19 protein-coding genes are annotated in these 19,603 nt (G+C 64.4%); 7 read left to right on the forward strand and 12 right to left on the reverse strand.

Annotation, left to right across the window (positions count from 1 at the left end):
* Window positions 1-25: 25 nt before the first annotated feature.
* The 3 genes from ACEN8I_RS05950 to argC form a co-directional block, all read right to left on the reverse strand.
* The gene (locus ACEN8I_RS05950) at window positions 26-994 is read right to left on the reverse strand and encodes a 5'-nucleotidase (protein WP_413327348.1); all 969 of its coding nucleotides are present in this window, start codon (window positions 992-994) and stop codon (window positions 26-28) included.
* 22 nt (window positions 995-1,016) lie between these two features.
* Window positions 1,017-1,574: a histidine phosphatase family protein gene (locus ACEN8I_RS05955; RefSeq protein ID WP_413327351.1), complete on the reverse strand. Its 558-nt coding sequence runs from the start codon at window positions 1,572-1,574 to the stop codon at window positions 1,017-1,019.
* 255 nt (window positions 1,575-1,829) lie between these two features.
* The gene (gene argC / locus ACEN8I_RS05960) at window positions 1,830-2,762 is read right to left on the reverse strand and encodes an N-acetyl-gamma-glutamyl-phosphate reductase (RefSeq protein WP_413327353.1); all 933 of its coding nucleotides are present in this window, start codon (window positions 2,760-2,762) and stop codon (window positions 1,830-1,832) included.
* 123 nt (window positions 2,763-2,885) lie between these two features.
* On the opposite strand from argC, the gene ACEN8I_RS05965 reads away from it, so the two are divergent.
* Complete coding sequence (locus ACEN8I_RS05965; protein WP_413327355.1) at window positions 2,886-3,779, forward strand: LysR family transcriptional regulator; 894 nt, start codon at window positions 2,886-2,888, stop codon at window positions 3,777-3,779.
* A gap of 6 nt (window positions 3,780-3,785) precedes the next feature.
* Here ACEN8I_RS05965 and ACEN8I_RS05970 read toward each other — a convergent pair whose 3' ends face one another.
* Genes ACEN8I_RS05970 through ilvA form a run of 4 tightly spaced genes read right to left on the reverse strand, consistent with a single transcriptional unit; the run spans window position 3,786 to window position 7,555 of the window.
* Entirely contained in the window at window positions 3,786-4,631 is an 846-nt protein-coding gene (locus ACEN8I_RS05970) for an adenosylcobinamide-GDP ribazoletransferase (RefSeq protein WP_413327357.1), read from the reverse strand.
* 17 nt (window positions 4,632-4,648) lie between these two features.
* Window positions 4,649-5,710 carry a nicotinate-nucleotide--dimethylbenzimidazole phosphoribosyltransferase gene (gene cobT, locus ACEN8I_RS05975; RefSeq protein WP_413327359.1) on the reverse strand — a complete coding sequence of 354 codons (1,062 nt, stop codon included), beginning with the start codon at window positions 5,708-5,710 and terminating at the stop codon, window positions 4,649-4,651.
* Complete coding sequence (locus tag ACEN8I_RS05980) at window positions 5,667-5,930, reverse strand: cysteine-rich CWC family protein (RefSeq protein ID WP_413327361.1); 264 nt, start codon at window positions 5,928-5,930, stop codon at window positions 5,667-5,669. The genes cobT and ACEN8I_RS05980 overlap by 44 nt, the downstream gene beginning before the upstream one ends.
* Window positions 5,931-5,941: 11 nt before the next feature.
* Window positions 5,942-7,555, reverse strand: coding sequence for a threonine ammonia-lyase, biosynthetic (ilvA, locus tag ACEN8I_RS05985; RefSeq protein WP_413327363.1), 1,614 nt, complete (start codon window positions 7,553-7,555; stop codon window positions 5,942-5,944).
* A gap of 306 nt (window positions 7,556-7,861) precedes the next feature.
* Between ilvA and ACEN8I_RS05990 the strand changes: the two genes are divergently transcribed.
* Window positions 7,862-8,320, forward strand: a complete 459-nt coding sequence (locus tag ACEN8I_RS05990) for an OsmC family protein (protein ID WP_413327365.1) — start codon at window positions 7,862-7,864, stop codon at window positions 8,318-8,320.
* 25 nt (window positions 8,321-8,345) lie between these two features.
* Here the strand turns inward: ACEN8I_RS05990 and coq7 are convergent, their stop codons facing one another.
* Both coq7 and ACEN8I_RS06000 read right to left on the reverse strand, forming a co-directional pair.
* Window positions 8,346-8,975, reverse strand: a complete 630-nt coding sequence (gene coq7 / locus ACEN8I_RS05995; RefSeq protein WP_413327367.1) for a 2-polyprenyl-3-methyl-6-methoxy-1,4-benzoquinone monooxygenase — start codon at window positions 8,973-8,975, stop codon at window positions 8,346-8,348.
* A gap of 109 nt (window positions 8,976-9,084) precedes the next feature.
* On the reverse strand, window positions 9,085-10,356 hold the full coding sequence (locus ACEN8I_RS06000; RefSeq protein ID WP_413327369.1) for a porin: 1,272 nt from the start codon (window positions 10,354-10,356) through the stop codon (window positions 9,085-9,087).
* 769 nt (window positions 10,357-11,125) lie between these two features.
* Here ACEN8I_RS06000 and ACEN8I_RS06005 point away from each other — a divergent pair.
* A complete protein-coding gene (locus ACEN8I_RS06005; protein ID WP_413327371.1) occupies window positions 11,126-12,187 on the forward strand; it encodes a porin in 1,062 nt (353 codons plus the stop codon).
* 366 nt (window positions 12,188-12,553) lie between these two features.
* Window positions 12,554-13,750 carry a porin gene (locus tag ACEN8I_RS06010; RefSeq protein ID WP_413327373.1) on the forward strand — a complete coding sequence of 399 codons (1,197 nt, stop codon included), beginning with the start codon at window positions 12,554-12,556 and terminating at the stop codon, window positions 13,748-13,750.
* A 25-nt stretch (window positions 13,751-13,775) separates the two neighbouring features.
* Here the strand turns inward: ACEN8I_RS06010 and ACEN8I_RS06015 are convergent, their stop codons facing one another.
* Window positions 13,776-14,108, reverse strand: a complete 333-nt coding sequence (locus tag ACEN8I_RS06015; protein WP_413327375.1) for a hypothetical protein — start codon at window positions 14,106-14,108, stop codon at window positions 13,776-13,778.
* Window positions 14,109-14,136: 28 nt separating this feature from the next.
* On the opposite strand from ACEN8I_RS06015, the gene ACEN8I_RS06020 reads away from it, so the two are divergent.
* A complete protein-coding gene (locus ACEN8I_RS06020) occupies window positions 14,137-14,832 on the forward strand; it encodes a DUF3047 domain-containing protein (RefSeq protein ID WP_413327377.1) in 696 nt (231 codons plus the stop codon).
* Between the two features lie 32 nt (window positions 14,833-14,864).
* The gene (locus ACEN8I_RS06025; protein ID WP_413327379.1) at window positions 14,865-16,196 is read left to right on the forward strand and encodes a M20 aminoacylase family protein; all 1,332 of its coding nucleotides are present in this window, start codon (window positions 14,865-14,867) and stop codon (window positions 16,194-16,196) included.
* Window positions 16,197-16,198: 2 nt separating this feature from the next.
* On the opposite strand, the gene ACEN8I_RS06030 is transcribed toward ACEN8I_RS06025, so the two are convergent.
* Complete coding sequence (locus ACEN8I_RS06030; RefSeq protein WP_413327381.1) at window positions 16,199-17,044, reverse strand: MurR/RpiR family transcriptional regulator; 846 nt, start codon at window positions 17,042-17,044, stop codon at window positions 16,199-16,201.
* A 2-nt stretch (window positions 17,045-17,046) separates the two neighbouring features.
* The gene (zwf, locus tag ACEN8I_RS06035; protein ID WP_413327383.1) at window positions 17,047-18,510 is read right to left on the reverse strand and encodes a glucose-6-phosphate dehydrogenase; all 1,464 of its coding nucleotides are present in this window, start codon (window positions 18,508-18,510) and stop codon (window positions 17,047-17,049) included.
* 144 nt (window positions 18,511-18,654) lie between these two features.
* Between zwf and tal the strand changes: the two genes are divergently transcribed.
* The gene (tal, locus tag ACEN8I_RS06040; protein WP_413327385.1) at window positions 18,655-19,602 is read left to right on the forward strand and encodes a transaldolase; all 948 of its coding nucleotides are present in this window, start codon (window positions 18,655-18,657) and stop codon (window positions 19,600-19,602) included.
* Window position 19,603 lies beyond the last annotated feature (1 nt).

Raw genomic sequence — 19,603 nt, forward strand, 5'->3', positions numbered from 1 at the left:
GCGGGCGTTCTTTGTTGTTTGAAGTTCAGGAAAGCTGGTTGGAAACGCCGCTGGCCACATGGCCCGAGGGCACGTGCTGGGCGGCGGAATGGACGTGGCCGGTCTGGTCGTCAAAGAAGAAGTCGGGCTCGAATTCGCGCAGGAACTCGCCTTTGGCCAGGCCGCCCAGGAACATGGCCTCGTCGACCTCGATGTTCCATTCCATCAGCGTGCGTATGGCGCGCTCGTGCGCCGGCGCGCTGCGCGCGGTGACCAGCGCGGTGCGTATGCGCATGTGCGAGGTGCCGACCTGCTGCAGCCGGTGCAGGGCTTCGAGCAAGGGCTTGAAGGGGCCGGCCAGCAGCGGCTGCGAGGCCTTGTCGCGCTCGTGCTGCTGGAAGGCCGAGAGACCCTGGGCCTGGAACACGCGCTCGGCTTCGTCCGAGAACAGCACCGCGTCGCCGTCGAAGGCGATGCGCACTTCGTTGGGATGGGCATCGCTGGCGCGCACCGAATGCGGGTAGACCTGCGCGGCCGGCACGCCCGCGGCCAGCGCATCGCGCACGTCGCTCAAGTGGGCCGACAAAAACAGGTTGGCGTGCAGCGGCTTGAGGTAGCGCCAGGGCGCTTCGCCGCGGTTGAAGGTGCCGCGCTCAATCTTGAGGCCGTAGTGCTGGGCCGAGCGGAACACGCGCATGCCGGATACCGGGTCGTTGCGCGAGAGGATCACGACTTCCACACGCTGCGCGGGCGCCGCCGGGCTGGCGGCCTCGCCGGCACTTTCGGGTGCGTCGTTGAAGGCCAGCAGCTTTTTGACCAGCGAGAAGGCCACGCCGGGTTTGGCCGGCACATCCAGGCGTTCGAGCTGCAGCTTCATGTAGGCCGCGTCTTTTTTGACGCCGGGCGGTGGCGCGGCCGCCATGCCGCTTTCAAAGACCTGGTTTTCTTCCTCAAAATCAAACAGCGCGCGTGACGAGATCGCCACCACGAGCTGACCATCCAGATTTGCTGCCATTTTTTGTGCCTTGTCGGTTTCGTCAGGAGGGTGTTTTCAGTTCGAGTGTGCACCATTGGCCGTAGGCTGGTGCGTTTCTGGGCCAGTCGCCGGCCTGGCTGATCTGACGCACACCGCGCGCAATCAGTTCCGCAGCGCGTATGACACCGGCGTGGGTGATCCACAGCGTGTCGGGCCGGCCTTGCAATTCGTCAAAGGCCGAAGCCACGCGTGCCATGATCTGGCTTGTGCTTTCGCCGCTGCCGCCCGCGGCATATTCGGCAAAGCCGTCAGTCCAGGCCTGCAGCTCGGCGGGGGCGATGTCTTGCCAGGCCCGACCTTCCCAGGCGCCGAAGTCCATCTCCTGCAGTCGCGGGTCGCTGGTGCAGGCCAGGTCGGGCCGCAGTTCGGACAAGGCTTGCGCCAGTTGCACGCATCGACCGAGCGGGGAATGGCTGACGCGGACGCCGGCTGGAAGCAGCCGTGCCAGCGCCTGTGCGCATTCGGCGGTCGCCGCGGCGTCGGCCGCCACGTCCCGCCTGCCGTAGCAGATGCCGGCGTCAACCAGCGGCGTTGCGTGGCGGGCCAGCCAGAGCTTCATGGCTTGCTGGCTGCCTTGATCATGGAGGGAAGTGATGCGGTGGTCATGGAAAGGGGCTGCTGCTAAGGCTGGGGAGCGAGGGAGTGCGTGCCGTGCGATAGGGGCCCGCCATGAGGCCTGTCATGCCCCATGGCCTATTCTAGAGTGGCGCTGGCACGGCAAGCCCCGCGCCACTGCGGGGTCAGCCCTGGAACTGCTGCGGGAAGCTGCCGTCCGCGGGCATCCCTCGCCCGAACCAGCCGTGCTGTTTAAGCGCTAAGCCGCGTGCTGCAGCATCAGGTCAAGGTTTTGCACGGCCGCACCCGAGGCGCCTTTGCCCAGGTTGTCGAACACAGCGGCCAGCAGCACCTGCCCATGCTGCGGGTTGGCGAAAACGGCCAGCCGCAGCTGGTTGCTGCCGTTGAGTGCCTGCGGGTCCAGGTGCTGCGTGGCCTGAACGTCTTTTTGCGCCATCACTTCCACGTGCACGGCGCCTTCGTAGTGCTGTTGCAGGCAGGCTTGCAGCTGGTCGGCCGTCACGCCCGCCGGCAATTGCCGCAGCAGCAAGGGGATGGTGAGCACGATGCCCTGGCGGAACGAGCCGTAAGCCGGCAGGAAGAACGGCCGCTGTGCCAGGCCTGCGTGTTCCTGGATCTCGGGGACGTGCTTGTGGGCCAGCCCCAGGCCGTACACCTGGAACGTGGCTGCATGCGATGCACCCGCCCCTTCATGAGCATCTACCCGCGCGCGGCCGCCGCCGGAGTAGCCCGACACCGCATGGATCGCCAGCGGATGGTCGGCGGGCAAGAGGCCGGCCTTCACCAGCGGCAGCAGCAGGGCGATGGCGCCCGTGGGATAGCAGCCGGGGTTGCTGACGCGCCGCGCGCTGGCGATGCGCCGGGACTGCTCCGTGCTCATCTCCGGGAAGCCGTAGATCCACTGCGGATCGGTGCGGTGCGCGGAGCTGGCATCGATCACGCGCACGGCCGGGTTCACGATGGAGGCCGCCGCTTCGCGCGCAGGCCCATCGGGCAGGCACAGCAGCGCGATGTCGCAGGCGTTGATGGCCTGCGCACGGCGCGCCGGGTCCTTGCGCTCCTGCTCGGGCAGCGTGAGCAGGCGCAGGTCCTTGCGGCCCTGCAGGCGTTCATGGATCTGCAGGCCGGTGGTGCCTTGGTCGCCATCGATGAAAACAAGGGGTGCGCCCATGCGGTGCTCCTGGTGGGGTGAGTGGCTCAAGCCAAATAAAAGAAGGAGGGCGAATCTTCCGCGACACCGTAGAATTTGAAAAGTTGAATTTCACAAACATCAACATCAGATTTACTGAACGTCATGCGCGAACTCAACCTGGACCGGCTGCGCACGCTGGTCACCATCGCAGAACTGGGCTCGTTCGCCGAAGCGGCGCGCGTGCTGCACCTGGCGGCGCCCACGGTGAGCCTGCACATCGCCGACCTGGAAGCGCTGTGCGGCGCGCCCCTGCTGGTGCGCAAGCGCGGTGAAGTGCGCCCCTCGGGCGTGGGCGAGGCCCTGATCGAGCGGGCGCGGCGCCTGCTGGCCGATGCGGACGAGGCCATGGATGTCGTGCAGCGGCAGGTGCAGGGGCTGGCGGGCCGGGTGCGGCTGGGCGCCTCCACGGGCGCGATTGCCCACCTGCTGCCGCAGGCCCTGGAGGTGCTGGGCCGGAACCATCCCGGCATCGACGTGCAGGTTGCCGTGCTCACTTCGCAGGACACCATGGCGCGCCTGGCGAATGGATCGCTCGACGTGGGCCTGGTGGCGCTGCCGCAGGCAACGGTGCAAGGGGTGAAGGTGCAGCCCTGGCGGCGGGATCCGGTGATGGCCTTCGTGCCGTCGTCCTGGGCGGCACCCCAGCGTGTGACGCCGAAGTGGCTGGCGGCCCAGCCCCTGATCCTCAATGATGTGGGCACCAGCCTGTCGCGGCTGAGCGCTGAGTGGTTCGCGCTGGCGGGGGAGCACCCCAAGGCGCGCATCCAGCTCAACTACAACGACGCGATCAAGAGCCTGGTGGCCGCCGGCTACGGCGCCACGCTGCTGCCGCACGAGGCCTCGTCCACCACGCTGCTCGACCCTCGCATCCGAATGCTGCCCTTGCGCCCCGCGCTGTGGCGGTCGCTGGGCATCGCGCACCGGGCGGGCCCGGTGGAACGCGCGACGCAGCATGTGCTGGACGTGCTGTGGCAGCAGCGGCAGTCATGGTCATAGGCTGATTTACAGGCTGATGGCCAGGCCGAAATAAAAAGCGATTTCGCAGACCTGCTGGGTGGCGCCCAGGCAGTCGCCGGTAAAGCCCTGGAGCCGGCGCTTGAACATCCGCCCCATCCACAGCAGGGCCAGGAGGGCAAAGCTGCAGGCGACGATGAGGTTCAGCGCGTCCAGCGCCAGGGCGGCCAGGGCCAGCGCCACAAAACACCAGGCAAAGCCGATCAGCAAGGCGCCCGGCGCAATCTGGTCGGCCAGGGGTTTGGATTTGGAGGCGGCCGTGTCGCCCACATGCGGCAGCAGGTAAATCAGCAGCAGCGGCAGGCCGCGCGAGACGACGTGGCCTGTCCATAGCGCGGCGCAGATGTACCAGCCGGCAAAGGGCTCTTCCTCCCAGCCGGTGGGTGCGCCTTCGACCGAGCCGAGTATGGCCAGCAGGGACACCTTGGCGAGCACGGCCAGCACCAGCGCCATGGCGCCGAAAGCGCCCACGCGCGAGTCCTTCATGATCTGCAGCGCGTGCTCCCTGTCATGGCCGCCTCCCAGGCCGTCGGCCGTGTCGGCCAGGCCGTCTTCATGAAAGCCCCCTGTCAGCAGCACGGTGACGGCGGTGGACAGCACGGCGGCCACCAGCGGCGTGAAGGTGGTGTCGGGCAACAAGGCCTGCACCAGGGCATAAACGGCCGCGGCCACGGCGCCGGCGAGTATGCCTATGCCCGGGAAGTGCCCCGCGCTGGCGCGCAGCATCTCGGGGCTGTAGCCCACCCATTCGGCCAGCCGCCCGGTGATGGGGATGCGGGTGAAGAACTGTACAGCGAGCAAATACTCGCGCACGAACTGGGCGATGGCGGTCATACGGCGCCCATGGTGGTTTACGCGCTTTCCTTACCGCTCACGCCGGCGGACTCAAAGCTGGCCATCTCGCCCAGGAAATTGGCCGCCGACTGCAGCAGCGGCCAGGCCAGCAGCGCGCCCGTCCCTTCGCCCAGGCGCAGGCCCAGGTCCAGCAGCGGGCTGGCTTTCAGGTGGGCCAGCAGCAGGCGGTGGCCGTGTTCGTCCCCGCGGTGGCAAAACACCATGTAGTCCTGCGCGGCGGGCGCCAGGGACCGGGCCACCAGCGCGGCCGCGCCGGCGATAAAGCCGTCGACCAGCACCACGCGGCGCTCGCCCGCGGCGCGCAGCATGGCGCCGGCCATCATGGCGATCTCGAAGCCGCCCAGGGCGGCCAGCGCGGCAAGAGGCTGGGTGGCCTCGGCATGGCAAGCCAGGGCATCCGCCAGCACCTGGCGCTTGCGCGCGAGCTGGGCGTCGTCAAGCCCGGTGCCGCGGCCCGTGGCGTCATCAATGCCGACGCCTGCCAGGCGCGCGAACAGCAGGGCGGCGGCCGAGGTGTTGGCAATGCCCATCTCACCGAAGGCGACGACATTGCCGGGCAACTGGCCCACGATGTCCATGCCGGCCTGCAGGGTGGCGCGCGCCTGCGCGGCCGTCATGGCGGGTTCGTGGCGGCTGTTGCGTGTGCCGTGCGCGATCTTGCGTTGCAGCAGCTGCGGGTGCGGTGCAAGCTCGGCCGCGACGCCGGCGTCCACCACACGCAAGGCAAAACCGTGTTGGCGCGCAAAGACATTGATGGCGGCGCCGCCGGCCAGCATGTTCCCGACCATCTGCACGGTGACGGCCTGCGGGTAGGCCGAAACGCCTTCGGCGGCAATGCCATGGTCGGCTGCGAACACCACCATCTGCGGCTCGCGCAGCGTGATGGTGTCGCTGCGCTGGATGAGGCCCAGCTGCAGCGCCAGGCTTTCGAGCCGGCCCAGCGCCCCCAGCGGCTTGGTTTTGTGGTCGATCTTGTGCCGCAGCCTGGCCTCGAGCGAGGCATCGGCAATGGGCTCAATCGCGGGCAGGAGCAGAGGTGGAAAGTCGGGTGCGTTCATCGGTGATCAGCTTGAGGCAGGCGGGGCAGTAGCAGGATGGCGTGCTGGCTTCGGGTGACGGGGCGCGTTCGCCGGGGACCGGCATGACATGGGGCAGCTTGACGCACCAGCATTCGGCATCGCCCGCCACCATGCCGCAGCGCAGGCCGGCGCCGCAGCGCGGGCACACCGAGGTGTTGGCCGATGCGGGCCTTGCCGAGGGTGTGCCTTGCGCATTCATGACGATGTGCCCTAGCTTTGCAGGAAGAGCCGGTAAACCGGGTTGGCGGTTTCTTCGACGTGGGGATAGCCCAGGGTATCGAGGAATTCCTTGAAGGCCTTGTTGTCGGCCTTGGGCACCTGCAGGCCCACCAGGATGCGGCCGTAGTCGGCGCCCTGGTTGCGGTAATGGAACAGGCTGATGTTCCAGCCCGGCCGCATGCTGGATAGAAACTTCATCAGCGCGCCGGGGCGCTCGGGGAAGATGAAGCGCAGCAGGCGCTCGTCCTTGGAAAGCGCGCTGTGCCCGCCCACCATGTGGCGTATGTGCTCCTTGGCGAGATCGTCGTGCGTGAGGTCCAGGGTCTTGAAGCCGTGGCGCGAGAAATTGGCGGCGATCTTGCCGCTCTCGCCCTTAGCCGAGGTGGTCAGGCCGACGAAGACATGCGCCTTGGCGTCGTCGCTGATGCGGTAGTTGAACTCGGTCACGCTGCGCGGCCCGCCGGGCAGCTCGCCTATGACTTCGCAAAAGCGCCGGAAGCTGCCGCGCTCTTCGGGAATGGTCACGGCGAACAGGGCTTCACGCTCTTCGCCGACTTCGGCGCGCTCGGCGACAAAGCGCAGGCGGTCGAAGTTCATGTTGGCGCCGCACAAGATCGCCGCGTAGGTCTCGCCTTTGGTCTTGTGTTTGGCCACGTACTGCTTGACGGCGGCCACCGCCATTGCGCCCGAGGGCTCGACGATGCTGCGCGTGTCGACAAACACGTCCTTGATGGCGGCGCAGACCGCGTCGGTGTCGACGGTGATGAATTCATCGACCAGCTCGCGGCTGATACGGAAGGTTTCCTCGCCCACCAGCTTGACGGCCGTGCCGTCGGCGAACAGGCCGACATCGCTCAGGGTGACGCGTTTTTGGGCGTTGACGGACTGCAGCATGGCGTCGGAGTCGTTGGTCTGCACGCCGATGACCTTGATCTCGGGCCGCACGGCCTTGATGTAGTTGGCCACGCCGGAGATCAGCCCTCCGCCGCCGATGGCCACGAACACGGCGTCGAGGCGGCTGGAGCCCAGGCTTTGCAGCTGCATGAGGATTTCCATGGCGATCGTGCCCTGGCCGGCGATGACGTCCGGATCGTCGAAGGGATGGACAAAAGTCAGCCCGTGTTTTTTCTCGAGCACCACGGCGTGGCCGTAGGCGTCCGAGTAGCTGTCGCCGTGCAGCACGACCTCGCCGCCCCAGGCGCGCACCGCGTCAACCTTGAGCTGCGGCGTGGTGGTGGGCATGACGATCACCGCGCGCGTGCCCAGCTTTTGCGCGCTGAGCGCCACTCCCTGCGCATGGTTGCCGGCCGAGGCGCAGATCACACCTTTCTTGAGCTGCGCCGGACTCAGGTGGGCCATCTTGTTGTAGGCGCCGCGCAGCTTGAAGCTGAACACCGGCTGCTGGTCTTCGCGCTTGAGCAGCACGGTGTTTTTCAGCCGCAGGCTCAGGTTCCTGGCGGGCTCAAGATTCGATTCCACGGCCACATCGTAGACACGCGCCGTGAGAATTTTTTTCAGGTAGTCGGCGGGGCTGAGCGGCTTGCCGGGTTTGGCCGACGGGGCGGTTTTGGGGCGGGATGAGGCGGGTTTGGTCGGGGTGGGCATGTTTTTCTCGCAGCCTGACATCATAGTGGGGCGAGAAACAAGCGAAGAAGCGCCGCAAGAAGCTGCCCGCAACCGCATCGGCAAGAAAAAAGGCCCAGACCTTGCGGTCTGGGCCTGTAAATCCACCCTTAGAGGAGGTGGAGGAGACAACCAGTGCACAAAATACCTTGTGATGCCCGGGGCATCGGTATTGGTGCGATGATTTCAGTATAGCGGAGCAATGTTGCGCTGCACAATCTCTTGTGGCACAAACTCCACATTTTTCACGGTTTCAGTTATAAATTTTATGCATAAGGAGCGGAGTTTATGGAATGCACGGTGAGCTGGACGGGCAACAGCACAATCACAGGGTCACGCTCCAACATGAGTTTCCTCGCCGAAACCGGGAGCGGCCACACGCTGGTGATGGACGGCGCACCCGACGCGGACAAGCCCGAAAACGGCGGCGCCAACCTGGCACCCCGGCCCATGGAGACCGTGCTGGCGGGCACCGGCGGCTGCACGGCTTATGACGTGGTGCTGATCCTCAAGCGCGGCCGCCAGGACGTGCGCGGCTGCTCGGTCAAGCTGAGCGCCGAAAGGGCACCCGTGGACCCCAAGGTGTTCACCAAGATCCACATGCATTTCGTCGTGACGGGCAAGGGCCTGTCCTCCAGCGCGGTGGAGCGCGCCGTGGCGATGAGCCACGACAAATACTGCTCGGCCACCATCATGCTGGCAAAAACCGCTGACATCACCACCAGCTTCGAGGTGCTGGAGGTTTAGGCAACCCAGACGAGGCGCTGCCGTTTCAGAGGTAGTGCGCCGTCGTCGTCATGACGCGCGCCGCCGAGCGCATCAGCGCCTTGACCGGCTCGGGCAGCTGCAGGGCGCCGGCCTGCTCGGCCTCGCGCGCATGCAGAGCCTCGTCGTCTTTCATTTGCGCCACGATGGCGCGGGACTCATGGTCGCCTTGCGGCAGGCGTTCCAGGTGGCCGGCCAGGTGGGCTTCGACCTGGCGTTCGGTCTCGACGACAAAACCCAGGCTCAGGCGGTCGCCCAGCCGGCTGGCCACCAGCCCAAGGCCGAAGGCACCGGCATACCAGAGGGGATTGAGCAGCGAAGGGCGGGCACCCAACTCGTCCAGCCGGGCCTTGGTCCAGGCCAGGTGATCGCCCTCTTCGCGGCTGGCCTGCAGAAAGTGCTCGCGCAGGGCCGGGTCGCGCGTGCCCAGCGCCTGCGCCGCGTACAGGGCCTGCGCGCAGACCTCTCCCACATGGTTGACCCGCATCAGTGCACCGGACAAAGCCTTGTCCTGCAGCGCCAGCTCGGTTTTTTCACCGGGCACGGTGGGGCAGGGGCGGCTGGCGCGGGGGGCGGCAAAAAGGGTGCGCAATGCGCCGTCGGCGGCATTCAGCGCGGTGTCGAGTGCGGTGGTCATGGCGCCATGTTAGCGCCAGGTCCCGGCCATGGGAACGCCCATGAAAAAAGCCCCCGTGAGGAGGCTTTTTGCGTAACCGGCCCGGTTTGAACCCGGGCGGGGTTCCGGTTTAGAACGTGTGGCGGATGCCCAGGGCGATGTTGGTGGAGCCCACACCGGCCGCCGAGGTCACGCCGCCGAGGAAGCCGTTGCCGCCTGGGGCGACCTGGCCCTGGCCCTTGTTGTTGAAGCGGGTCAGCACGGCATTCAGGTTGGTGCGCTTGGACAGCGCGTAGGTGTAGGTGAAACCGTAGGAGTCGGTATCGGCATTCACCGTGCGCTTGTCATCCAGGCGGTTGAAGGCCACGACCCAGGTGTGTGGGCCGGTGGTGAGGCGGTAGCCAATGTGCATCAGGCGGGCGTCCTGGCGGAAGGCGGCGTTGTAGGCGTTCTGGAAGGCCGTGCCGATGGTCGCGCTGCCGGTGGAGGTCGTGACTGAAGAGGCGATCGTGGAGATGCCGCTTGGATTGTCGTCCTTGATGGTGGCGTACTCGCCGTACAGCGTGCCGGGGCCGATGTCGACCGTGGCGCCGATGAGGTCGTTGGTCAGGGATTTCTGGCCCAGCTCATTGTTCTTGCCATTGTGGCCATAGCCCACCGAGAAGCCGTCGCCCTTGTAAGTGACCATGCCACCCCAGAACCTGCTCGCGGAGTTGCTGCCCGCGACTTCACCCGCGCCGTACATCAGCAGTGCGGTGACGCCGCCGGTCTGGATCGCGTACTGCAGGGTGTTGCTCAGGCGGATGTCGAATGCGGCTGGCAGGCTGGCGACCTGGCCGGCGGCCAGGCTGGACTGGGTCTGCGAAGCGTCAAACTGCGCGGCCACCAGGTAGCCGGGCGTGTACTGGCGGCCGACCGTGAAGGCGCCGACAGGGGTCACCAGGCCGACATAGGCCTGGCGGTCAAACAGGTTGTTGGCCAGGTTCACGCCGAATCCGCCGGTGGCGAGCGTGGTGTTCACGCCGCTAATCAATGCGTCCCGGGTCGCGACGGGGATGGGAACACCGGTCAAACTGGCGGCCACCGAGGTGGCGACGCGGTCAGGCATCTGGGTGCCGGAGTTCGGGCGGTTCTGGACGGAGCCGGTGTCCAGTTCCAGGCGGTTTTCGAGGGTGAAGATGGCCTTGTAGCCGCCGCCTATGTCTTCCGAGCCGCGAAGGCCGAAGCGCGAACCTTCCATGATGCCGCTGGCAATGGTGCTCACGGAGCCTTGGCGCAGGCCGCTAACGTGGTTATAGCCTGCGTCAAGAATGCCGTAGACGGTCACGGTGCTTTGCGCCATGGCGGCCGAGGTGGACAGCAGTCCCATGATCGCAGTTGCAACGAGAGTCAGTTTTTTCATGGAGTCTCCAGGAGTTTTAATTGATAAAAAAGCGGTGAATGGCGGGAAAGTTTTGACGCCCGTCCTTACCCTGCAGGCCGTCTTTGTGAAGGAAAGATTAATGGCGATGGGGTGAGCCGTAAAGAGTGCCACTACGGGGGGTATCACTTTCGCGACAGGGGAAAACCCGAGGTTTTTGCCGGCCCGGCAAAGCCCGAAAAAATGCTGGGCAAGACCATCCTTTCCCGTGCATCCCCTCTGTGGCAGTGGCTTCCGCTTCCGGCTGGGGACTGGTTCGAGGCCCTTTCGGCGGATGGCTCAACCCGGCTTAGGGCGGAGGCTCTATTTTGGCCAACCCGTGGTAAGTGAACCACATTCGTGCGAAACACGATGGACCATGGCAGACCATGGCAGTTCGGCTGGGCCTCTTGCCGCGTTGCCTTCAGCCTTCATCTTTTTCTGAATTGGCACGGGAGGCCGGGGAAACCCGAATTCAGGCTGGCGGCGCATTTTCACCAAAACGATGCATATGGCGGAAAAAGCGCCATTTTGGTGTGTTCGCGCGGCATCAAAGGGCATATTGGGCCAAGGTGAAGCTCTGCTGCGAGGCGCAAGATCCGAAGTGTCGTGAGAGACCAACAATCGGGCGTGAAAGTTGCTAATAGAGCGGCAAGGGCTTTGTGTGATTTGTGACAGATCGATTTAAATCGACCTGGGGTAGTCAGAAAGCCCTTTAAATGTTCGCAATTTTTATGTGTTCATGTGTTTCCCACCTTTTTGGAGATTTTTAATGATGAAGAAAAGCCTAGTCGCTCTGGCAGTGCTGGCCGTTTCCGGCGTGGCATCCGCCCAGTCCACCGTGACCATCTACGGTCTGGTGGACGCATGGATCGGTACCGTGAAGGACAACAACCTCAGCCAGTCCGGCGTGAACGTCCCACACCCTTTCTCCGGCAGCGGCGGTGGTCTGCAGACCAGCCGTTTCGGCTTGAAGGGCTCTGAAGACCTCGGTGGCGGCCTGAAAGCCAACTTCCTGCTGGAAGCCGGCTTTGACCCCAGCACTGGTGCAGCCAACAACTACACCAACCCCTACACCGGCGCGACCTCCACTGCGGTCTTCGGCCGTCAGGCATGGGTTGGCGTTTCCGGCGGCTTTGGCGAACTGAAGCTCGGCAAGATGTGGACCCCTTACGACATGGTCAAGGGTTCCGGCGCTGCTGGCTTTGACTCGCTGCTGTTTGCGCCTTCCACCAGCGTGTGGGCCAGCAACAGCTACAACGACCGTCCCGGCAACTCGATCTACTACCAGACCCCGGATTTCAGCGGCTTCTCCGCCGCCGGTATGTACAGCTTCGGTGAAAACAAGACCACCGCTGTCGGCGCAGGCAAAATCATCAGCTTTAACGTTGCTTACGCAAACGGCCCCATCGGTGCTTCGCTGGCTTACCAGAGCGAAAAGGCCACTGCTGCCGCTACCGCCGTCAAGTACACGCAGTTGAACGGCTCCTATGACTTCGGCGTGGTCAAGCTGCTCGGCGCTTACGGCAACGTGAAGAACGGCGTCAGCCCCGTGACCCTCCTGGCAACGGACAAGACCAAGGAATACCAGATCGGCCTGGACTTCCCTGTCTCCAGCACCTTCACGCTGTCCGGCGGTTATGCCCGTTCCAAGAGCACCCGCCTGGCAGGCGCTCCTGACCTGAAGCGCACCGGCTACGGTGTGGCAGGCCTGTATGCACTGTCCAAGCGTTCGAACCTGTACGCTGGCGTGCAGACCGGCAAGGAAACCAACCCTGGCGTGGCTGATCGCAAGACCACCACCTACGGCGTTGGCATCCGCCACACGTTCTGATCCAGGCCTGGCCTGAGTCTTAATCTCAATCCCGCCCTGGTGCGGGGTTGCGTGTAAAGCCGCTTCCTAGAAGCGGTTTTTTTGTTGGATCGGCCGAAACCAGCCAAAAACCAGGTTTTGGCGAGCCGGAATCCCCTGTTTGCGCGGGCGTTGTTTCTTTTCCACTGTCAGCCCTTTGTTTGTGGTTTGAGCACAACGGGTTGGCGGTTTTTTCGGGCATTCCTTTGCGAATTGAAGCCCAGTCTGGTGCAATAGAGCCAACTTCCCGAAAGGGGGTTGGCCCGGGTCTCTGGTGGAGCCAAGAAGACGCAAGTCTGAAATGGTCCCCGTGCCGGAGCCCTATGTTTAACCTTGGAGAAACTCTCAATGAAAAAGACCCTTATCGCTTTGGCCGCACTCGGCGCGATGGCTGGTGCAGCACAAGCTCAGTCGACCGTGACCATTTACGGTCTGCTCGACGCCAACGTCGGTAGCTACAAGACCAACCAGCTCAACGCTGCTGGCACCGCAGTTTCCGGCCTGAGCCAGGCCAAAATTGACTCCGGCGGCCTGAACGGTTCGCGTTGGGGCATTCGCTTCAGCGAAGACGTCGGCGGCGGCATGGCTGTCATCGGTAACCTCGAAAGCGGTATCAACCTTGACGATGGTTCTTCCGGCCAAGGCGGCCTGCTGTTTGGCCGTCGCGCCAACGTGGGTATCTCCAGCGGCTTCGGTACCGTGACCATCGGTCGCAACTCCAGCTCCTACGACGACGTGTCTGGTGACCACGCCATGATGGGCGCTACGCTGTTCGATCCTTCCAATACCAACAACGGCTTCAGCACGACCACCGCTGGCCAAATCGGTACGCTGAATGGCAATGTCGCACTGTTGACGCACGGTAGCGTTACCGGCGCAGGCGTCCTGAGCTCGGGCAAAGGTTCCGGCGCTCACGTGACCTGGGTTGGCTTCAACACCCGCTTCAACAACAGCGTCAAGTACGTTTCGCCTAACTTCGGCGGCTTCACCGGCTCGTTCATGTACGCCTTCGGCGAAGACAAGACGACCGCTGTCAGCGCAAGCAACACGGTTTCCGCAAACCTGAAGTACGCAAACGGCCCTCTGCTGATCTCCGGCGGCTACCAGTCCGAAGGCGCTGCTCGCACCGCCACGACCAAGCCAGCCCTGGTCAACACGCTGCTGAACGTTTCTTATGACTTCGGCGTTGCCAAAGTCGGCTTCGGTGCCAACCGCGCCAAGTTCAAGGACGTCCTGACGACCTTCCGTACCGGCGTTTCCCACGAACTGGCAGCTCAAAAAGAGTACAGCCTGAGCGTTGCAGTGCCTCTGGGCGCAACGACCCTGAGCGCTGGCTATGCACGTTCCAAGGGTGACGATCTGGGTTCCAGCACTGGCTGGGGTATCCAGGCTCTGTACTCTTTGAGCAAGCGCACCACCCTGTACACGGGTGCCGTCAGCACGAAGAACTACGACAACGTGGCTAACAGCACCATGACGCTGGCTCCTACCAGCAACATCACCCGTACCACCACGTACGCAGCTGGCATTCGCCACACGTTCTAATTTGAAGCTGGCGTAAGCCAGTTTCTTATGAGAATCCAAAAGCCGCTTCGGGGAAACCCGAGGCGGCTTTTTTTATGGAAAAAGTCGTGCTTTTTTTGAAACTTTTCCGCGCCCACCGCGTTGAGTTATCTGGTTCTTTGTTTTCCCTCGTGCACTGGCCGTAAGCCTGGCAACTGCCCCGAATGCCCGCCATTTTCTTCATGACCGCATTGCCGCCTTCTTTCTCCTTGAGCGCGCTGCGCACCTTTGCGGTCATCAGCTGCCTGTCTTTGCTGGCGGCCTGCGCGGGAGTCGAAACAAGCGCACCCGCAACCGGCCAGGATGTCCAGTGGACTTCGGCGTCGCCCTTGAATTCCAATGCAAGTCCCCTTGCAAGCCCCGAGACGGTGAAATGGCAGCATTGCGCATTTCCAGGCAAAAAATCCACCCACTACCGGGCGGTTCGCCTGGACGGACGCGATGCCGTCCTCGGTGAGTCCGACAGCGCCGCCAGCATGTTGCGGCAGCATTTGCGGGTCGAGCCTTCGGAGCTGGGCAAATTGGGTTTTTCCTGGAAGGTGCCCAAGATGATTTCCGGCGCCGACATGACGCAGCGCGACAGCGATGACTCTCCGGTTCGCGTGCTGCTCGCTTTCGAGGGCGACCGCTCCAAGTTTTCCGCCAAAAACGCCATGCTCTCGGAGCTGGCATTGGCCCTGACGGGCGAGCCTATGCCCTATGCGACCCTCATGTATGTGTGGGGCACCCACAGCGCGCCGGAAAGCGTGGTGATCAACCCCCGCACCGACCGCATCCGCAAGCTGGTGCTTGAATCCGGGCCCGCACGGCTGGGCCGCTGGCTCGACTACGAGCGCGACATCCGCGCCGATTATGAAAAAGCGTTCGGCGAAGCACCTGGCGCGCTGGTCGGCATTGCCATCATGACGGACAGCGACAACACACGGCAAAAAGCCTCGGCATGGTATGGCCCTGTCAGATTGATGAGCAGGCCCTTGAACGCTGCAGCCGTCCCCGGCGTGAGCGCCGCATCGGCCCGGGTTTCGCAAAGCCCCGCGTTTGCACCGCCATCCCTTCAAGACTAGTATTCAACTGCTGAACTCGGAACCTCACTGACATGCGCGCTCCGGCCACTCTTCCAAGCCTTCCAGCTGCCTCCTCCCTCCCATCCACCGCTGCAGACGCGGACAGTTCCGACCGGCCGCCCCAGCTGCGTGCCAGCGGCCGTGCCTTCGCGCAGATCGTGCAGTACCACCCCGAACTGACAGCCTTCCGGCGCGACCTGCATGCCCATCCCGAACTCGGCTTCGAGGAGGTCTACACCTCCAGCCGCGTCGTGCATGCGCTCAAGCTATGCGGGGTCGATGAGGTGCACACCGGTATCGGCAAGACTGGTGTGGTGGCCGTCATCAAGGGCCAGCAGCCCGCCAAGGCTGGTGCAAGGCCCATGGTGGGCCTGCGCGCCGATATGGACGCGCTGCCCATGACCGAGCACAACGAATTCGGATGGAAGTCCTCCAAGGCCGGTCTGATGCACGGCTGCGGCCACGACGGCCACACCACCATGCTGGTGGGCGCCGCGCGCTACCTGGCCGAAACGCGCAACTTCGCCGGCGACGCCGTGCTGGTGTTCCAGCCGGCGGAAGAGGGGCGCGGCGGGGCCGACGCGATGATCAAGGACGGCCTGTTCGAGCGCTTTCCGGTGCAGGCGATCTATGCCATGCACAACTGGCCCGCAATGCGGCCCGGCACCATAGGCATCAACCCCGGCCCCATGATGGCTGCGGCCGACCGCATCACCATAGAGATCACCGGCAAGGGCGGCCACGGTGCGCACGCTTACCTGACGGTGGATCCAGTGCTGGTGGCCGCTCACATCATTACCGCGGTGCAAAGCATTGTGTCGCGCAACGTCAAGGCCATGGACAACGCCGTGATCAGCATCTGCGCCGTCCGGGCCGGCGACCTGGGCGCTATGAGCGTGGTGCCAGAAAACGCCACGCTGGTGGGCACCGTGCGCACCTTCAAACCCGAGGTGCAGGACCAGGTCGAGCGCCGCCTCAAGGAATTGTGCGCGGCCGTGGCCCAGGGCTTCGGCGCCACCGCCACGGTGAAGTACGAACGCATTTACCCGGCCACCATCAATTCGCCGGCGGAATACGCGCTGGCCACCGCCGTGGCGGACCAGCTTGTCGGTGCCGAAAACGTGGTGAGCAACCTTGAACCCAGCATGGGCTCGGAGGATTTTTCCTTCATGCTGCGCGTCAAGCCGGGCGCCTACCTGCGCCTGGGCCAGGGCGAGCAGTTGCCCGACGGCAAGGGCGGCACCACCGGCGGCGTGGGCAGCCGCTTTTTGCACAACAGCTGCTACGACTTCAACGACAGCGTGCTGCCGCTGGGTTCGGCGCTGTTCGCGGGCATTGTGGAGCGCTCGCTGCCGCTGGCCTGAGTTCAGGCGTAGCGCTTGTTGCGCAGGTTGTTTTTCATTTCCTTGAGCAGCGGCTGCAGCTTGCTGCCTATGCGCAGCGCCACGCAGGTCGCCAGGATGTCGACAATCATCAGGTGCATGAGGCGCGACACCATGGGGCTGTAGCGGTCATAGCCCTCGGGGTGGTCGGCCGCCAGGTGGATGTTGCCGGCCGCGGCCAGCGGTGAACCAGTGACGGTGATGACGATGGTGGTGGCGCCGTTTTTGCGCGCGATGTCGCAGGCGTCCATCAGGTCGCGTGTGCGTCCCGAGTTGGAAATTACCACCACGCAGTCGCCCGGGCCCAGCAACGAGGCGCTCATGACCTGCATGTGGCCATCGCTGTAGGCAATGCTGGTGATGCCCAGTCGAAAGAACTTGTGCTGCGCGTCCTGCGCCACGATGCCCGAGTTGCCCACGCCGAAAAACTCGATGCGCTTGCCGGTGTTGTAGGTTGCCAGCAGCGCGTCCGCAGCTCTTTCCACGGCCACTGAACTCGCATCGTTGCGGTACTTCAAAAAAGCCGCCACTGTGTTGTCTATCACCTTGACCATCACGTCGCCGGTCTTGTCGTCGGCGTCCACGCTGCGGTGGATGAAAGGTACGCCCTCACTGACGCTGCCCGCCAGCTTGAGCTTGAAGTCCGACAGGCCGTCATAACCCATGCTGCGGCAAAAGCGCACCACGGTGGGTTTGCTCACATGCGAACGGCCGGCCAGCTCGGTGATGGGCAGGTTGGCAAAAGCCCGCGGGTCGGACAGCACAAGGCGGCCCACGCGTTGTTCGGCGGGGGCTAGGGAGGAAAGAGACGCCTTGATCCGGTCGAGCATACTTAGCACTCCTCCGACCAACAATAGCCGTCGCGCGCAATCATCGCGCTCGCCGCACTTGGCCCCCAGCTGCCGGCGGCATAAGGCCTCGGCGCGCCGGAATCGTTGCTCCAGCTGTCCAAAATAGGCTCCACCCAGCGCCAGGCTTCTTCCTGTTCGTCGCTGCGCACAAAGAGGTTGAGGCGCCCGTCGATCACGTCCAGCAGCAGCCGCTCGTAGGCGCCCACGCGTTCGGAGCCGAAACGCTTGTCGAAATCCAGGTCCAGCTGCACCGGCGCCAGCGAGGATGTGCCGCGTCGCTGGTCGGCGCCCTGGGCCAGCAGGTGCAGTTCCAGGCCATCCTTGGGCTGCAGGTTGATCACCAGCCGGTTGGCCACGTTGGAGCCGGAGGTGGAGGCCTTGAAAATCGCGTGCGGCGCCGGCCGGAAGTTGACCTCGATGTGCGCATCGCGGCCGGCCAGGCGCTTGCCGGTGCGGATGTAAAAGGGCACGCCGGCCCAGCGCCAGTTGGCGATCTCGGTGCGCAGGGCGACGAAGGTTTCGGTCCGGCTGTCGGGGGGCACGCCTTTTTCGTCACGGTAGCCGGGCACGGGTTCGCCGTCGATATTGCCGGCCGCATACTGGCCGCGCACCACGTGCTGGCCCAGTGTTTCGGGCGTCCAGGGCTTGAGCGAGCGCAGCACCTTGAGCTTTTCGTCGCGGATGGCGTCGGCATGCGAGTTGATGGGCGGCTCCATGCCGATGGCGCACAGCAGCTGTAGCGCGTGGTTCTGTACCATGTCGCGCAGCGCGCCGGTGCTGTCGTAGAAGGCCCCGCGTTTTTCCACGCCAAGGTCTTCGGCGATCGTGATCTGGATGTTGGCGATGGTCTCGCGGCGCCACAGCGGTTCGAACAGCGAATTGCCAAAACGCAGCGCGAACAGGTTTTGCACCGAGGGCTTGCCCAGGTAGTGGTCGATGCGAAAGATCTGCTGCTCGCTGAGCACGCTGCGCACTGTCTTGTTGATGGCGCGGTTCGAGGCCAGGTCGTGGCCCAGCGGTTTTTCCAGCACCACGCGGGTCTGCGGGCCGTTCAGGCCGGCGGCGGCGATCTGCTCGCACACCGTGGTGAACAGGCTGGGCGCCGTCGCCACATACATCACGACCACGTCGGCCGGGCGCTGCTGCAGCCTGGCGGCCAGCCCCGCGTAATCCGCCGGGTTGGACAAATCCATGCGCAGGTAGCCCAGCAGCGCGGCAAAGCGCGAGAACTCCTCCTCGCTGGGGCGCTTGGCCAGCTCGACGTTGTCGAAGCGCGACTTGATCAAGGCGCGGTACTGGTCGTCGGACAAATCGTCACGCGCCACGCCCACGATGCGCCCGCCTGCCGGCAGCGAGCCATGGCGAAAAGCCTGGAACAGGGCCGGCATGATCTTGCGCCACACCAGGTCGCCGGTGCCGCCAAAGAGGATGAGGTCAAAACTCATGGTAAAAAAGTGTCTTGGTAATTAAGTTTCATATTCTATGGGCATAATGGTAACTCGACCCTGAACCCGTGAGATGCACGCCTGCAGGTGCTCCCGCGGTGTTTCATCCGGACCACTTTCGCGTTTTTGCCCAGCATCCCTGCCATGACCCAACTTGACGCCCTCAAACAGTTCACCACCGTGGTTGCCGACACCGGTGATTTCAAGCAGCTGGGGCAATTCAAGCCGCAGGACGCCACCACCAACCCTTCGCTGATCCTCAAGGCGGTGCAGAAGGCCGACTATCAGCCCCTGCTCAAGGACACCGTGGCCCGTTTCAAGGGCCGTGCCCTCGACGAGACCATGGACCGCCTGCTGGTGCGCTTCGGCTGCGAAATTCTCTCCATCATCCCGGGCCGCGTCTCGACCGAAGTTGATGCGCGCCTGAGCTTTGACGCCAACGCCACCTATACGCGCGGCGAACGCATCGTCGAGCTCTACCAGGCCGAGGGCATACACATAGACCGCGTGCTGATCAAGGTCGCCGCCACCTGGGAAGGCATACAGGCGGCCGAAAAGCTCGAGCAGCGCGGCATCCACACCAATCTCACCCTGCTGTTCTCGTTCGCCCAGGCGGTGGCCTGCGGCCAGGCCAAGGTGCAGCTGATTTCGCCCTTTGTCGGCCGCATCTACGACTGGTACAAGAAATCCGCCGGCGCAGCCTGGGATGAGGCCGCGATGGCCGGCGCCAATGACCCCGGTGTGAAGTCGGTGCGCGAGATCTACAACCACTACAAGCACTTCGGCATCGCCACCGAGGTGATGGGCGCGAGTTTTCGCAACGTGGGCCAGATCACCGCACTGGCGGGCTGCGACCTGCTGACGATCAGCCCCGAGCTGCTGGGGCAGTTGGCGGCTTCCGAGGCGCCGCTGGTACGCGCGCTGGACGCCAAAGCGGCCGCCGCACTGGACCTGCCCGCCGTCAACTACGACGAAGCGGGTTTCCGTTACGCGCTCAATGAAGACGCCATGGCCACCGAAAAGCTGGCCGAGGGCATACGCGCCTTCGCGGCCGACGCCGTGAAGCTCGAACAACTGATGCTGGCGGCCTGAG

Origin of the sequence: Polaromonas sp. CT11-55, from assembly GCF_047303325.1 — a bacterium.
Classification (GTDB): domain Bacteria; phylum Pseudomonadota; class Gammaproteobacteria; order Burkholderiales; family Burkholderiaceae_C; genus Polaromonas.

Bases quoted from the DNA above. Each gene is read 5' to 3' on its own strand.
- ACEN8I_RS06000 (WP_413327369.1), bottom strand. From the start codon at position 10,356: ATGAAAAAACTGACTCTCGTTGCAACTGCGATCATGGGACTGCTGTCC.
- tal (WP_413327385.1), top strand. From the start codon at position 18,655: ATGACCCAACTTGACGCCCTCAAACAGTTCACCACCGTGGTTGCCGAC.
- ilvA (WP_413327363.1), bottom strand. From the start codon at position 7,555: ATGCCCACCCCGACCAAACCCGCCTCATCCCGCCCCAAAACCGCCCCG.
- argC (WP_413327353.1), bottom strand. From the start codon at position 2,762: ATGGGCGCACCCCTTGTTTTCATCGATGGCGACCAAGGCACCACCGGC.
- cobT (WP_413327359.1), bottom strand. From the start codon at position 5,710: ATGAACGCACCCGACTTTCCACCTCTGCTCCTGCCCGCGATTGAGCCC.
- ACEN8I_RS06005 (WP_413327371.1), top strand. From the start codon at position 11,126: ATGATGAAGAAAAGCCTAGTCGCTCTGGCAGTGCTGGCCGTTTCCGGC.
- ACEN8I_RS05970 (WP_413327357.1), bottom strand. From the start codon at position 4,631: ATGACCGCCATCGCCCAGTTCGTGCGCGAGTATTTGCTCGCTGTACAG.
- ACEN8I_RS05990 (WP_413327365.1), top strand. From the start codon at position 7,862: ATGGAATGCACGGTGAGCTGGACGGGCAACAGCACAATCACAGGGTCA.
- coq7 (WP_413327367.1), bottom strand. From the start codon at position 8,975: ATGACCACCGCACTCGACACCGCGCTGAATGCCGCCGACGGCGCATTG.
- ACEN8I_RS05980 (WP_413327361.1), bottom strand. From the start codon at position 5,930: ATGAATGCGCAAGGCACACCCTCGGCAAGGCCCGCATCGGCCAACACC.
- ACEN8I_RS06010 (WP_413327373.1), top strand. From the start codon at position 12,554: ATGAAAAAGACCCTTATCGCTTTGGCCGCACTCGGCGCGATGGCTGGT.
- ACEN8I_RS05965 (WP_413327355.1), top strand. From the start codon at position 2,886: ATGCGCGAACTCAACCTGGACCGGCTGCGCACGCTGGTCACCATCGCA.
- ACEN8I_RS05950 (WP_413327348.1), bottom strand. From the start codon at position 994: ATGGCAGCAAATCTGGATGGTCAGCTCGTGGTGGCGATCTCGTCACGC.
- ACEN8I_RS06030 (WP_413327381.1), bottom strand. From the start codon at position 17,044: ATGCTCGACCGGATCAAGGCGTCTCTTTCCTCCCTAGCCCCCGCCGAA.
- ACEN8I_RS05955 (WP_413327351.1), bottom strand. From the start codon at position 1,574: ATGAAGCTCTGGCTGGCCCGCCACGCAACGCCGCTGGTTGACGCCGGC.
- zwf (WP_413327383.1), bottom strand. From the start codon at position 18,510: ATGAGTTTTGACCTCATCCTCTTTGGCGGCACCGGCGACCTGGTGTGG.
- ACEN8I_RS06025 (WP_413327379.1), top strand. From the start codon at position 14,865: ATGCGCGCTCCGGCCACTCTTCCAAGCCTTCCAGCTGCCTCCTCCCTC.